We start from the raw sequence: 13,359 nt of genomic DNA, 5'->3' as shown, positions 1-13,359 counted from the left end.
CGCAGCCGGTGCCATCACCGTGTTGGATTCTTCGCGGCTAAAGCCGCTCCTACAGGGATTGCGGCAACTTTTGGAATTTGAGCAAGACAGTTGCATTCAGGGGCATTGATCAACGCTGATTATCGGCTGCTCCCTGCCGCCCGGTACCTTCCGAGCCACTGCCATCCATCCCTGGCAAATCCCGGTTGTCATTCTGTTCAGCTGGCGGGCTGTCCGGGTCGTTGCCCTTTATGCGTGGGTCTGTGTCCCGCGGCATGGGCTTTTCGATCGGGTTGAGGGTGCTGTCCGCGCCCGGCTTGGGCGCCGGGTTGTGCGGGTCGTCGGGGTAGGTGGGGCCGGTGCCGGCAGCAATGGCTAACGGCGCGGCGAGCAGGGCAATAAGCAGGATGCTTGAGCGGGGCATGGCAGGCTCCTTTGCTTCTGGTAGGGCTGATACTTCCCTTCGGCCCTACCCGAAGCTTCAAGGTGCCATTACCCCGATCAACGGTTACACCACCAGCGACAGCAACATGATGAAGATGATGCCGACGATCGACAGGATGGTCTCCATCATGCTCCAGGTCTTGAAGGTTTCCGCCACGGTCATGTTGAAGTACTGCTTCACCAGCCAGAAGCCGGCGTCGTTGACGTGGGACAGAATCAACGAGCCAGCGCCGGTGGCCAGCACCAGCAGTTCACGGTTGACCCCCGGCACCAGGTCGATCACCGGTGCAACGATGCCCGCACCGGTAATGGTGGCGACCGTGGCGGAACCGGTGGCGATACGGATTACCGCTGCTACCAGCCAGGCCAGCATGATGGGCGAAATCTCCGCCTGTACGGCCATCTGTCCGATCACGTTGCCCACGCCGGTGTCTACCAGCATCTGCTTGAAGCCACCGCCGGCACCCACGATCAGCACGATCGCCGCAGTCGGTGCCAGGCTCTGGTCGAGCATCTTCATGATCTGCTGACGGTTGAAGCCACGGGCCGAGCCAAAGGTATGGAAGGCCAGCAGCAGGGCAGCGAGCAGGGCGGTGATGGGGTGGCCGATCAGGTCCATCCACTGGCGCACGATGTGCTCGGCAGGCAGCACCACGTCGGCGAAGGTCTTCAGCAGCATCAGCACCACCGGCAGCAGCACGGTGACCAGGGTGATGGTGAAGCTCGGCAGATTGCCCTGGTCGGACTCCTTGGCGATCTGGTCCATCAGCTCCTGGGACGGGGTGCCCGGGATGTAGCGGGAAATGAAATTACCGAACAGCGGGCCGGCGATGATGGCGGTAGGCAGCGCCACGATCAGGCCATAGAAGATGGTCTTGCCGATGTCGGCATGGAAGATGCCGATCGCCAGCAGCGGGCCCGGGTGCGGGGGCACCAGGCCGTGCACCACCGACAGGCCGGCCAGCAGTGGAATGCCGATCTTGATCAGCGATACGCCGGAGCGTCGGGCGACGATGAACACCAGCGGGATCAGCAGCACGAAGCCGATCTCGAAGAACAGCGGGATACCCACCAGGAAGGCGGCGAACATCATCGCCCAGTGCACGTTCTTCTTGCCGAAGGCGCGGATGAGGGTTTGCGCGATCTGATCGGCCCCCCCGGAGTCGGCCATCAGCTTGCCAAGCATGGTGCCCAGGGCGAGCACGATGCCGACGAAGCCCAGAACACCGCCAAAACCGTCCTGGAACGATTTCATGACCTTGGCCACCGGCATGCCGGAGGTCAGGCCAAGGAAGCCGGCCGCGATGGTCAGTGCGACGAAGGGATGGACTTTGAAGTGGGTGATCAGCAGGATCAGCCCGACGATGGTAACCAGCGCGTCGAGCAGCAGGAAGGTATCAGTAGCCAGTCCGAACATGGTTTGAAGGCCTCGGTCTTATCGTTGTTTTGGCGTAGCTTTTTTGCAAATTTGCTTGCGCTTGAGGGGCAGGGTAGCGCTGTCTCGGTTGGGCCGGGAAAGCCGCCTGGGTCAGGCGGTTTGTGCCAGGCCCGGCTCACTGCGGCCCTTTAGCCAGCTGTCCACCGCTTCGGCAAGCGCTTCGATGGGCTGGGTGGCGTCGAGCGCCAGGGTCAGGGGTTCGCCGTGTGGCGGCTCCAGGGCAGCGAATTGGCTATCGATGAGGCTCGCCGGCATGAAATGCCCGGGGCGGGCCAGCACGCGTTTCTCCGCCTCGGCGGGTGACAGCTCGAGGAACACGAACACCAGCCCGGGCATGGCGTCGCGCAGGGAGTCGCGATAGCGGCGCTTGAGGGCCGAACAGGTCAGGATCGGACGTTCCCCGGCCTGGGTCGTGGCTTGCAGCTCCTGACCAAGACGCACCAGCCAACCGGCACGGTCGCTGTCGTCCAGGGGGATGCCAGCGCTCATCTTGCGGATGTTTTCGGCAGGGTGGAAAGCGTCACCTTCGATCAGGCGGCCGCCGCTTCTGGCAGCGATGGCAGCGCCGATGCAGCTTTTGCCGCAACCGGCCACGCCCATCACCACGATGGCGGACAGGGGAGAATTCATCAGTACCTCCTGCGGGTGAGATAGCGCTGTCTCGTTGTCGACGAACAGCCACCTCCCCGGTGTTATTGGTCTTGTCCCTACGCAGTATGGACGCTTGGCGGCGAGCGCGCGTTGGCTGCTACCAAAGATTACATTGCCTGCATCCTGAGACAGCGCTACCTTAGTGGCCGTTCCCTTTCCTTGCAAGTAGTAAAATTACAACATCCATGTCCCGCACCGGCTCCCGTACCACAGGTCGTCCCACCTTGGCAGAAGTTGCCAGGCTTTCCGGGGTTTCCCCGATTACCGCCTCGCGCGCCCTGCGCGGGGTCAGCACGGTTGCGCCGGAGCTGGTGGAAAAGGTCGTTGCTGCCGCGGCGAGCCTCGGTTATGTCGCCAACCCGGCGGCCCGTGCCCTGGCTTCGGCGCGCAGCCAGTCGGTGGTGGTGTTGATCCCGTCGCTGTCCAACCAGCTGTTCATCGACACGCTGGAAGCCATTCATGAGGTCATGCGCCCGCGCGGGCTCGAGGTGCTGATTGGCAACTATCACTACGATCTTGCCGAAGAGGAGAACCTCATCCGCAACTACCTGGCCTATCAGCCCTGCGGCATGCTGCTGACCGGTTTCGAGCGCAGCGAGGCATCGCGGCAGATGCTGGCGGCCAGTGGCGTACCTTGTGTGCACATGATGGAACTGAATGGCGAAGCTGGTGCATTGTCCGTCGGCTTCTCGCAGCAGCAGGCCGGGCGCGCCGCCGCCCGCCACCTGATCGAGCGCGGGCGCAAGCGCCTGGGGTTCATTGCCGCACAGCTGGACCCACGAGTGATGCAGCGTGCCGAAGGGTTCCGCCAGGCGTTGGCCGAGGCCGGCTTGCAGGCGACCGAGCTTGAAGTGCTGACGCCGGAGCCTTCTTCCATTGCCTTGGGCAGCGAGTTGTTCAGCCAACTGATGCGGCAGGCGCCGGATGTCGACGGTATCTTCTTCTGCAACGACGACCTGGCCCAGGGCGCGGTGCTGCAGGCATTGCGCCAAGGGGTGGAGGTGCCGCGGCAGGTGGCGATGGTCGGTTTCAACGACCTGCCGGCTTCGGCGCACATGGTGCCGCGGCTGACCTCGATTCGCACGCCTCGCGCCGCTGTGGGGCGCGGTGCTGCGCAGGCGCTGCTGGCGTTGCTCGATGGCAAGCGGGTGCCGAATGCGCAGCAGGACCTGGGCTTCGAGTTGATGGTGCGGGAAAGTTCCTGAGGGCGGACGCTTGCCCATCCCGGTTAAGAATGGCGCTCCGTATTGCGAATGCAATAATTACAAGGTGATAGCACTGTGCTTGCATGGCGCTAACGGCGATCTATGCTCAGGACACCGCGCATACAGGAGCCCGGCGTCATGTTCGATTTCCACCGCGAGTGAGGCTCAGGCAAAAGCAGCCTCTCTAGCGCGGTAATCCCACCCTAAAAAGCCATCTCACGAACCCCCATGCATATCACCTTGGGAGTAATCGTGATGAGCAATCGAAAATCGGTAACGACCGTCCCTGACTTCCTCATTCCTTGGGAAGAAGTCAAACGCCTGCTCGGCACCAAGAGCGACACCACCCTGTACAAGTACATCGCCTTGGGGTTTCCCGCGCCGCTGGAGATAGGCCCGCGTCGGAGCAACGGTTGTGCCGGCAAGCGCATGTTCGTGAAGAGCGAAGTCGACGCGTGGTTCGTGGCACGGATAGCAGAGCGCGATGCCGCCTACGGTCGAGTACAGCCAGCCTGAAAAGAAAACCCCGGCAAGGGTCGAAGCTCGCCGGGGTTGAGGGGGATTGCATGATGAATACCAGTATATCGTCCACCGCCAGCGGCGCAAGCGGTGCCACTGCATCGGTCGCCATCATTACCGGTCGCATGTGCTTGGACGACCTGTACCGCCAGCTAGCCGCCAACGAACCACTGGCCGGTTCGCCGGTGCCGGGGGTCATCCACGACTTTGGCAACACCGTCGTTCAACCCATGGCACAGCAGCGTGCTGTTGACGCCCTTGTTGCCAAGATTTCGGCAAACCAAGCTGCCAGCCCAAGCAACGGTGCGACGGAAGCCAGCGAAAGGCCTGTCGACCAACTGGGCTCCGGCAGTGGAGAGCTACCGAAGGGTGACGGTGGTGCGCAGGGCTCGACCAAAGACAAGAAGATAGACCGCGAGTCTCGGGAGCTGCTGCGGCAAATCAACCTAGATTTTGTAATGCTCACTGGCGCTTCATATCCGCTGGCGTATCAGATAGAAACAGGCCTCAAGTACGGCAAGGACAGTTTCATTCACTTCTGTGACAAGCATTACGGCAGTGTGAGTCTCATCGACGAGAACGGCACAGAAACTGACCGGGCGTCGGCCGGCTCGATCTGGTGGCAGTGGTCCGACCACGGCAAGCGCGTAGTGGGTGCGGTTGTCATGGAGCCGACCAGCAAGCCCGAGCACGAAGGCAACCCCGAGGAATTCAACCGCTGGTATGTGCTCAAGAAGACCATGGAGGAACCGAACTACAACGCCACCATGGACGATGCGGCACCGTTCATCAACCACCTGATGCAGATCAGCGACGGCGACCAGATCGGCGTCATGTACTTCCTGAACTGGCTGGCCACCCTGTACCAGTTCCCCGACATCAAGATCCCCGTGGCGATTTTCATGTACAGCCAGTTCGGCGGCGTGGGCAAGAACCTGGTCCAGCGCCTGCTGTCGCGGGTGTTCGGCAAGCCACTGGTGGCCGGGGTGTCGGGCAAAAGGTTACAAAGTAACTTTATGGATGCCATCGAGCACAAGCGCTTGATCTTCATCAATGAGCTGGCGCGGTCGGACCGGGCGGATGGGTACGAAGACTTCAAGACGCAGATCAGCGAGGAAGATACCCAGTTCGAGGGCAAGGGCCGGGCAGCCCGGGAAATCCGCAACATCGCGCACTACATCATCACCACCAACAACATCGACGCGCTGCCGCTGATGCAGAACGACCGCCGTATCGCGGTGCTGATGACCGTCGAGCATCCGCTAGACGCGAGCTACTACAAGGCCTTCGTCAAGTGGATCGATGGGCCAGGCGCTGGGATCGTGGCCAACTTGCTGCGCACCTGGCAGTTCCCCGCTGACTGGGACCCGCATGCACCGGCACCGCAGACCATCGCTGCGCTGGCCGTACAACGGGGCGCGCAGGGTCCGCTGTACGCTGTGCTGGAGGAAATGTGCGAAAGCCGCACCCCGCCGTTCGATAAGAACGCCTTCACCGCACGCGAAGTCTCGGTGCATGTGGACAAACTGTACGGGTCGTCGCTGAGGTGCAACATCACCAGCGGGGCGTGTGGCAAACAGCTGACGAAGATGTCACAGCTGATGCTTTGGGACGGCAGGGTACTACGCAAAAGCCTGGGCCATACCAAGCCCGTTCCGACTCAGGTCTATGTACACGTTGCTGCTGTCGACTGGTGGAAGGGCATGTCGCCAGAATCGAAGGGAGATTACCTCGATACAGGCAGGCACCTATCCCCTGTGCAAACCCAGTTCGACAGCGAGGTGGCCGACCATGAATAGCTTTGAGGGGCGTACCGATGCGCTGTTGGGCATCGTGCGTGAGCCATCGCGGCAGCGTATGCGAGGGCACGGGCGGCCTGTGACCTGCTCGTTGAAGGCGACCTGACCGAGGTGTTAAGGGCGATCAGGCCGTACCTGGGTGATTTGTTGGAGGGTATGCGGGAGGTCGCTCAGTCAGCCAGCGACCCCGAAGTACGCCGCGAAGCAAAGGAACATGTCGCATGGCTGGAGTTTCGGCAACGGGTACTTGGAGGTGACGTATGAAATACGCATGGCTAGACTGGTACGCCAACGTACTGAAAATCGGACTCGCCGCCTTGGTGGTCTTTGGGTTCTATAGCTGGGCGCAGAAGGCCGCCGTCGAGCGCGACGAACTGTGCTATGTGATTCAATCGCACATGGAAATCAGCGAGGGCGACGAGTACAAGGCCGCCGACAACGCCTACTGGAACTACTGCGCTGAGCCCGACCCGCCGGCGAACGACTGGTGACCCACAATGAAACAAGCAACTACCTTCGGAAGCAACGGTGATCTTCTGGCTGGACTGCTGGACTGCGGTGTACGGTTTTTGGTGGTCGGCGGTGTAGCTGTTCATCTTCACGTCCCAGCACGGGGGATAGCAGGGGCGGACCTCGATCTGCTGGTCGAGTCCACCACCGACAATGCGAAGCGCGTCATCCGCGCCCTGTACGCACGCAATATTACGCCCGACTTCGATGAAGGTGATATCGCCAAAGTGGGCGCCAAGCCCCAACAGCTGTGCCTCAAGCCCGTCTTCCACGCTGACATTTTGACCGGTGGACCTGGCATCAACTTTGAGGAAGAGTGGCAGCGGGCGCTTGAGGTACTGGTCAATGGGAAACAAGTCCGCTGTGCCCACAGAGACCTTCTGATCCGCATGAAGCGGGGCACTGGTCGGCCGAAGGATCAAGACGACATCACCCTTCTTGAGTCCAGCGCAGACGGCACATCAACAGGCAACCCGCCCTAATCCACAGCACCAGGCAAAACAAAGGCCGCTCTCCATGGGCGGCTTTGCTGTTTCTGCCGACGTGAATTGCTCACCGCTACACGCCGCAGCTATCATCGCTGGCCATGTGCCACGGATAGAGCAAAGGGGTTGCAATGGCGGGTTTGTGGGAACCAGTGGGTGGTGTGTTCTGGAGCGCGCCACCTACTGCATTGGATGACGTGTGGTCGTATCTGCCGATAATCCCGGTGCTGGTGGTAGCAGTCATCGCCAGCCTCGTGGTGGGGCAGCGCATCAAGGTGAAACGTCAGCAGCCCGACTGGAAGCTGCGCCAGCACATGGTAGAGATTGGCACCGCGATTACAGTGGTCTATCTGTTCGCCATGTTCGTGCTGGTCTGTGTACGCTCTGGCCAAGTAGTGACCATGCCCCTGAATGAGGTGGGCGACTTCCTTGCTGGTGCCTTTGGGCCGGTGGCGTTCCTCTGGCTGGTCCTGGGTTTCCTGCAGCAGGGTGACGAACTGCGACAAGGCACCGAGGCTCTGCGCCTTCAAGCAACGGAGCTGCAAAACTCCGTTGCCCAGCAGAAGGTGATGGCAGATGTAGCGTTAGAGCAAAAGGAGCATCAGCGAACGGCCCAAGAGGCACAGCGTGTAAGAAGGGAGAAAGAAATTCAGGTAGAACTCACACTCACCACGGGCAATAGTGGCCCTGGTAGGATGCCCGGTGAGGCAATGAATGAAATCAGAATATTTAACAATGGGTACGATGCTTACAACGTCAAACTCACTTTGGATGCGCCCTTCGATTGCCAACAGGTTTCGTTTGGGACCGTCAAGAACGGCTCTCTAGAAAGTCGGAAGCTTTACCTATCCCCAATTCTCCCCCCAGCAGACGGCACCGCGCTGGTGGAGTATGAAGACGCTGACGGAAACCCCAAATCCGTGACGTTCCCTTACCGGCTCTCGGCAAGCCGCCGCGCCGAGTTTGCCAAACCGTAACGAAAGAAGGGGCGCCGACCATGGCGCCCTATCTAATTGTGCACAGGTCATCAGTCACTGTCGGCATCCTGTTCATCGACATTGTCCGCCTCTCGACACAGTTGCCTTGCAGCGTAGATCATTCGTTTGGTGACGCGCAGTTCCTCCATGATCGCCCCCGTGCGGTGTCCTGCGTTCAGCCGCTCGATGATCTTGTGCTGTATCGTGGTGGCGCCTGCGGGCGCGGTCAGCTTCTCCCGCTCCGCCTGAGTACGCTTAGGCACAGGGAGCATGATTTCGGCGGCCAGCACATCGCGCATACCCTCAAGCGGCAGCCCTTCCGCAACGGCGTCTAGGGCAGCGCGCATCCCACGCACGCATGCCCTGTGCCGTGCGCGGTCGACTTCCGGTGCCCTTTCCGCAAGCCGCTGGAGCCGGTACATCAGGCGCCCAACATCTGATTCCGTCAGCATGGCGACCACCCCCGTCAGAACTGCGGACGTTGGGTGTCGCGCATGGACTCAAACAGCGCGTCGAACTGGTCTTGTGGCATCGACGCGATATCCTTGGCAGTTAGCCGGCCACGCTGGTCCGGCGCCCGGCCAGCAGCCGGAACGGTGGACAGGCTGGTTGGTGGTGCTTTCCGCTGCTGGTTCGGCACACGCTGCCCGGACGGGACGAAGCCCAGCGCCTGCGCTTTCTCGTAGATGTGCCGCGCTGGGTCGATCCCCATTTGCTGGCACTGCTGAACAAAGGCGATACCGGCCACCTGCTCCAGCTGCGCAATCATCGCAGGATTCGCACCCGGGTAACGCTGTGCAAGCTCGGCCTGGACGTACTGGTGCACACGCTGGTAAGCGGCGTCGTATGCCTCGCCGCCAACCTCAGCGCGCAGCGCGTCTTCACTGGCAGTGACGGTGGGTGCGATGGCGGTGACTTCCTGCTGCAGCTGCTGGCCGAACTGCTGGAGCTGCGCTTGTTGCTGGGCGGATTGCTGCTGTTGCAGCTGGGCACGCTCGATCTGTTGCAGCCGGGCGTTCAGATGGCCCTCGGGGTCTTCGGCGAAGTCCGGGATGGCCTGTTCCTGGGCGGACTGCTGCGCCTGTTGCAGGAACTGCTGCACCTGGGCTTGGAACGCCTGGAGCTGTGCGACCTGCGCCTGCAGCTCACGCTCACGATCCTGCGACTGCTTGCGCAGGTTGCGCTCTTCCTGCAGCGCGCCCAGTGGCACAGTTTTGTCGCCACGCTGGGTGGGCTCTTCCTGCTCTGGCTCGGCATCAGGGTCGTCAATGCCTTCCGCCAGGTGTCCGTAACGGCGCTCGGAATCCTCGCTGTACGCGTCAATGTCATCGGCCAGTGCGTCCGGCACAGCTTGGTCAAGGCCGGCGTCCTCGCTGATGCCAGCGGAGCCAGTCGCGTGGGCTACAACGTCGGCCAGGATATCGCGGGTTTCTTCGCTCATTTTGCACCTCGGGCGCTTGGCTTAACGGCCACGCTTGGAAGCGATGGCACAGGTTTTGGCTTGCTGGCTTTACGTGGTTCGGCAACGCTCCCTGGATACCGGGCGGCGAGTTCGGCAGCTGCTACTTTGTTGGCCTCTGCCTGGCGCTCTTCGACGGCCTGCACCAGCTCGGCAGCGATCTTGCGCTGCAGTGCTGCCTCACGTTGGCGGGCACGGTAGGCGTCCAACTCTTCGGCGCTGATCGGCGTGCGGCGAACCCACATCGAGTCACGTCCAACGCTGCCGTTACGTACAGCCTGGCGTTCTGCGATCTGGAGTTTTAGCGCCCCCGACAGCATCGTGGCCTCGGCCTGGAGTACAGACTTGACCACGATGCTGTCGGGTGCGTCGGGCAAGAACTTGTCGATGGGAACCACCGGGGCGTCGAACGCGACGGCGAACCCGCCGTCACTGAGCGGCGTGATTCGGCACCGCGTCAAATCAACGTTGTGCAGGTCGACTTCCTCGCGCAGTTGGTCGAGCGTTCCTGTGAACTGATGCGTACTCATCGTTGTGCCTCCTGTGCGCGCAGTTTGTCGAGGGCAGCGCGGTTGCCACTTGTAATCCACGGGATCGCGGCCATGCGCACACGGCTTCGGATTTTGCGGGCCATCGTCTCCAGGCGCTCGCGTCGCTCGTCATCGCTGTAGGCCGACCAGTACCGCGAGCGCACCATGCGCTGCGCATTGAGGTACGTCAGCCGGCCAGCCAGTTCCGCCAGCTCATGGTGCTGCTCGGGTGTGAACTCGTACTTGACGCCTTTGAGGGTCAAGTCCTTCTGGAAGACTGGCGGTGCCCAACCGAGGCGTGCGGCTTCCCGGCGCACCGGGTCACTGCTTTCCTGCGACTGCGCGATGGGGGCGCCGATAGAGAACGGGCCGCCCGGGTAAGTGCGGTTAGGCACAGGCTCGCCGAAGGCGTCGAGCTTGGTCGGCAGGTCGTTACGCCAACCGGGCAAGCGGTACTTGATCGCGTCGAGAATCGAGTTGCCTTCACGGGCATAGGGGTCGTGTTCGCTGGCGATGTTCGACAGCAGCGTAAACGGCTGGACCACGGTCCCGGCCATCTGCCGGCTATACCACTCGGCGTTGCGCTTCGGGTCCTGCAAGAACTCGACGAAGTTCGACAGACCTTGCATGTAGGTCTTGTTCACTGTGTTACTGACCAGCGACCCGAGCACATTGGCAGCCACGTCGGCGGCGTCCTTGTTGCGGTAATCCATGGTGGCCATGTCGCTCGCAAGACCGAGCCATTGCGCGAACGGATCCAGGCGACTGTATTCGTGGTAGGTACCATCGCTCGTACGAATCGAATAGGGTTTCCACCCGCTATTCAGCAGCGCTTCGCGTTCCTTCTTGTCGTCGGGTCCGGCACCGGTGACGTACCCCGCCTGCGCTGCCAAGCCTACAGCAACCATCACGCCGGTGCCCCATATGATCCGGGCAGCAGCGCGTTCTTGTCGTGCCCCACCGGCAGCGAAGTCTTCGCGCACTTCTTTGAAGAACGGTGCCAGCGGGGTGCGCTTGAGGCCGAACTTGACCACGTTCGCCGGGGTACGGACGAAGGGCACAATGAGGTTGAGCCAGGGCGCCTTGGCCTTCGCGCTCATGACGGCTTGGGCGAACGTACCGGCTTTGGTGTTGAAGGTGTTTTCGCGGGCATGGGCGCCTGCGCTTTCGATCATCTTGGGTGTTGGGTCCTGTACCAGTTGCTCGATGCGCTGGCTCAGTTTCATACCCTGCGGCATCTGGCCGGCGCTGCGCTCGCTCAGGGCTTGTTGGCGGGCAAGGCTCCGCAGTTCAGCTTCATAGTTGAGCGTGGCAAAGAAGGCATCTTCGGCACCGAGGGCGCGGTATGGAAGGCTGGCTGCGCGGTCAGCGGCGAAGGCGGCAGCGCCCAGCACACCGGGTTGGCGTGGGGTGTTGTTCAGGCCAAGGCTGTTGTCCTGTTTCGCCTGGCCACCCAGTACCGCCGACTCGCCAGTACGGAAGGCGTCGACGGCAGCGGTGCCGGCCTTGGCCATGCCCTGGCTCATGCCCACTAGCAGGTCGATGGGTTCTGCGAAAACGGTCTGCCCCGACTTGCCACCAGTAGCGAGACGCTTGGCACCGCCGATGCCTGCGGCGATGCTGCGCTCGATGATTTCATTGCCGAGGGTCAGGCTGTTACTGGTGATGTTCACCGCGTGCGTGCGAACACCGCTTAACAGAGCGCTTCGGAAATAATACCCGAGCAGGCGCTGCATCTTCGTTTCTGGCTGGCCGACCAACTTCGCCAGGTTCTGCACACCGCCAGCCTGCAGCGCTTTGCCGATGGCAGTGGCCAGGTCGTCGGCACCTTGGATACCGCCAATGCCTTCAAGGATCCGCTGCGCTTCGTTGATGTTCTGCACCTGGCGGCGCTGAGCAGCGAGGGCGCGGCCGCTCTCGGCGCGTGCCCCCATGAGTTCACCGAACACGCTTTTCAGGTCGCCCAGGTCTTGCACAAAAGTGGCCTTCTCCAGATCGCTGGCCTGCCCGCTGGCGATGCGCTGCTGTTGCTCCATGACGGTCTTGAGACGGTCGGCCACCAAGTCGGTGCCCGCGATGATCTGTTCGGCGTTCCATGCTTGGCCGATCTGCCGGCTGAATGCCTGCGCCTTGGCACCGTCGAGGCCGATCAGGTTGGCCAGGCGGCGTTGTTCGTCCATGGTGACGACACCACGGCGGCGGGCTTCAATATCCTGTTCGGCAGGGCGCAGCAGGTCGAGCGACTGGGTACGCTTCTCACCTTGAACGCCAAGGTTGTCGAGCAGCGGGCTGATATCGGCAGACCCAGCGAATGGCACAGGTTGTGGCGCTGGCTGCGGTGCAGGCTGCTGCGCGACGGGTGCCGGTGCAGGGGTTGCCATGGCTTCGGGCTGTGGCGCTGCAACTGGGGCCGCTGGCGCTTGTTCTGCGGGCTGCTGGATAGCGGTATTCATGTTCGGACGACGCAGACCTGCAGCACCACCCATGGCACCGCCGACCGCAGCGCCCAGGACCATCTGCTTGGTGACGCCTTCCAGTGCCGGGCGGTCGGTGGCCAGATTCTGGAGTACCTGCTGTTGCCCGGACTGGGTGAGTTCTTCCAGGGATTCGATACCGGTCCCGACCAATGCGCGGTTGACCATGCCCTTGGCAACGTCTGCGCCACCCGCGCCAGCCAACTGTGCATCAATGTCCATGACGCCCAGCTTGCGGCCGACGCGTGCGCCGACCATGCCGAGCAAGCCAGTACCGATGCCGGTGCCAATCGCCAGGCCGGTCTGGCCAAGGGTCAAGCCCTCTTCACCTTTGCGCTGGTTGTCCTGCACAGTTTGAGAGGCCTGCTGACCTGCGCTGACAAGGCCTTCACCAGCGCCTGTACCGAGTAAACCGGCAAGGCCACCAGTTGCACCGAGGGCTTTCGCGCCTGCTGCGACACCACGCCCTGCGACACCACCAAGGGCCATGCTGGGCAGGCTCTCGACAATGGCGTGTGGTACCAACGACGGGTTGTCGCGCAGCGCCTGCAGCGTGCCGCCGATACCCTGGGCGCGGTCGAGCTGCTGCATGGCTTGCTGATGCTCGGGCGTGGCCATACGGTCGAGCGCTGCGCGACGGCCTGCCGGGTCATAGCCGTATGCGGCCTTGAGTCCAGGCGACACGCGCCCACCCGTGGCGATATCACCCAGCCCGACGACGCCTTCACCGGCACCGACCACGCCCTTGGATAGGGACAGGCCGTAGTCGTCGAGCGCTTGCGCTTTCTGGCGCAGACCATCGGGCAGCAAGTCATTGGCGTTGCCCGTCATCAGCCCGGACAGCAAGCCCATGATGCCCGTTTGTGGCGGCTGCGCGGATGGCACAGGT

The 13,359-nt window shown here is 62.2% G+C and carries 13 protein-coding genes; 6 read left to right on the top strand and 7 right to left on the bottom strand.

The annotated features are described in order from the left end of the window. Nucleotides 1-109: 109 nt before the first annotated feature. The 3 genes from NY023_RS15185 to NY023_RS15175 all read right to left on the bottom strand — a co-directional run bounded on the left by NY023_RS15185 (nucleotide 110) and on the right by NY023_RS15175 (nucleotide 2,491). Nucleotides 110-403, bottom strand: a complete 294-nt coding sequence (locus tag NY023_RS15185; RefSeq protein ID WP_013972806.1) for a hypothetical protein — start codon at nucleotides 401-403, stop codon at nucleotides 110-112. Nucleotides 404-487: 84 nt separating this feature from the next. Beyond that, nucleotides 488-1,840: a GntP family permease gene (locus tag NY023_RS15180; protein WP_013972805.1), complete on the bottom strand. Its 1,353-nt coding sequence runs from the start codon at nucleotides 1,838-1,840 to the stop codon at nucleotides 488-490. 111 nt (nucleotides 1,841-1,951) lie between these two features. After that, nucleotides 1,952-2,491 carry a gluconokinase gene (locus tag NY023_RS15175; protein ID WP_015270531.1) on the bottom strand — a complete coding sequence of 180 codons (540 nt, stop codon included), beginning with the start codon at nucleotides 2,489-2,491 and terminating at the stop codon, nucleotides 1,952-1,954. 206 nt (nucleotides 2,492-2,697) lie between these two features. Here NY023_RS15175 and NY023_RS15170 point away from each other — a divergent pair, with 206 nt between their 5' ends. The 6 genes from NY023_RS15170 (at nucleotide 2,698) to NY023_RS15145 (ending at nucleotide 8,007) form a co-directional block, all read left to right on the top strand. Next, on the top strand, nucleotides 2,698-3,717 hold the full coding sequence (locus tag NY023_RS15170; RefSeq protein WP_024087200.1) for a LacI family DNA-binding transcriptional regulator: 1,020 nt from the start codon (nucleotides 2,698-2,700) through the stop codon (nucleotides 3,715-3,717). A 255-nt stretch (nucleotides 3,718-3,972) separates the two neighbouring features. Next, complete coding sequence (locus NY023_RS15165) at nucleotides 3,973-4,233, top strand: helix-turn-helix transcriptional regulator (protein ID WP_148265645.1); 261 nt, start codon at nucleotides 3,973-3,975, stop codon at nucleotides 4,231-4,233. Between the two features lie 134 nt (nucleotides 4,234-4,367). Then, nucleotides 4,368-6,035, top strand: coding sequence for a primase-helicase family protein (locus NY023_RS15160; RefSeq protein ID WP_158308190.1), 1,668 nt, complete (start codon nucleotides 4,368-4,370; stop codon nucleotides 6,033-6,035). Nucleotides 6,036-6,295: 260 nt separating this feature from the next. Beyond that, nucleotides 6,296-6,526: a hypothetical protein gene (locus NY023_RS15155; RefSeq protein WP_044047062.1), complete on the top strand. Its 231-nt coding sequence runs from the start codon at nucleotides 6,296-6,298 to the stop codon at nucleotides 6,524-6,526. Between the two features lie 6 nt (nucleotides 6,527-6,532). After that, the gene (locus NY023_RS15150; protein ID WP_013972801.1) at nucleotides 6,533-7,027 is read left to right on the top strand and encodes a hypothetical protein; all 495 of its coding nucleotides are present in this window, start codon (nucleotides 6,533-6,535) and stop codon (nucleotides 7,025-7,027) included. A 134-nt stretch (nucleotides 7,028-7,161) separates the two neighbouring features. Then, nucleotides 7,162-8,007 carry a hypothetical protein gene (locus NY023_RS15145; RefSeq protein ID WP_049798448.1) on the top strand — a complete coding sequence of 282 codons (846 nt, stop codon included), beginning with the start codon at nucleotides 7,162-7,164 and terminating at the stop codon, nucleotides 8,005-8,007. Between the two features lie 50 nt (nucleotides 8,008-8,057). Here NY023_RS15145 and NY023_RS15140 read toward each other — a convergent pair whose 3' ends face one another. Genes NY023_RS15140 through NY023_RS15125 form a run of 4 tightly spaced genes read right to left on the bottom strand, consistent with a single transcriptional unit; the run spans nucleotide 8,058 to nucleotide 13,280 of the window. Next, a complete protein-coding gene (locus tag NY023_RS15140; RefSeq protein ID WP_044047061.1) occupies nucleotides 8,058-8,459 on the bottom strand; it encodes a hypothetical protein in 402 nt (133 codons plus the stop codon). Nucleotides 8,460-8,473: 14 nt separating this feature from the next. Next, nucleotides 8,474-9,448, bottom strand: a complete 975-nt coding sequence (locus NY023_RS15135) for a hypothetical protein (RefSeq protein ID WP_044047060.1) — start codon at nucleotides 9,446-9,448, stop codon at nucleotides 8,474-8,476. After that, nucleotides 9,445-9,996 (bottom strand): hypothetical protein, encoded by a 552-nt coding sequence (locus NY023_RS15130; RefSeq protein ID WP_044047059.1) that lies wholly within the window; start codon nucleotides 9,994-9,996, stop codon nucleotides 9,445-9,447. Before NY023_RS15130 ends, NY023_RS15135 begins: the two co-directional genes overlap by 4 nt. After that, nucleotides 9,993-13,280, bottom strand: coding sequence for a hypothetical protein (locus NY023_RS15125; RefSeq protein WP_410479885.1), 3,288 nt, complete (start codon nucleotides 13,278-13,280; stop codon nucleotides 9,993-9,995). Before NY023_RS15125 ends, NY023_RS15130 begins: the two co-directional genes overlap by 4 nt. Between the last annotated feature and the right edge of the window lie 79 nt (nucleotides 13,281-13,359).

It is taken from the genome of Pseudomonas sp. NBB, assembly GCF_032701105.1.
GTDB lineage: Bacteria > Pseudomonadota > Gammaproteobacteria > Pseudomonadales > Pseudomonadaceae > Aquipseudomonas > Aquipseudomonas asiatica.
Note: the sequence above shows the minus strand (reverse complement) of the source record. Positions and strands in the feature narration are given on the sequence as shown.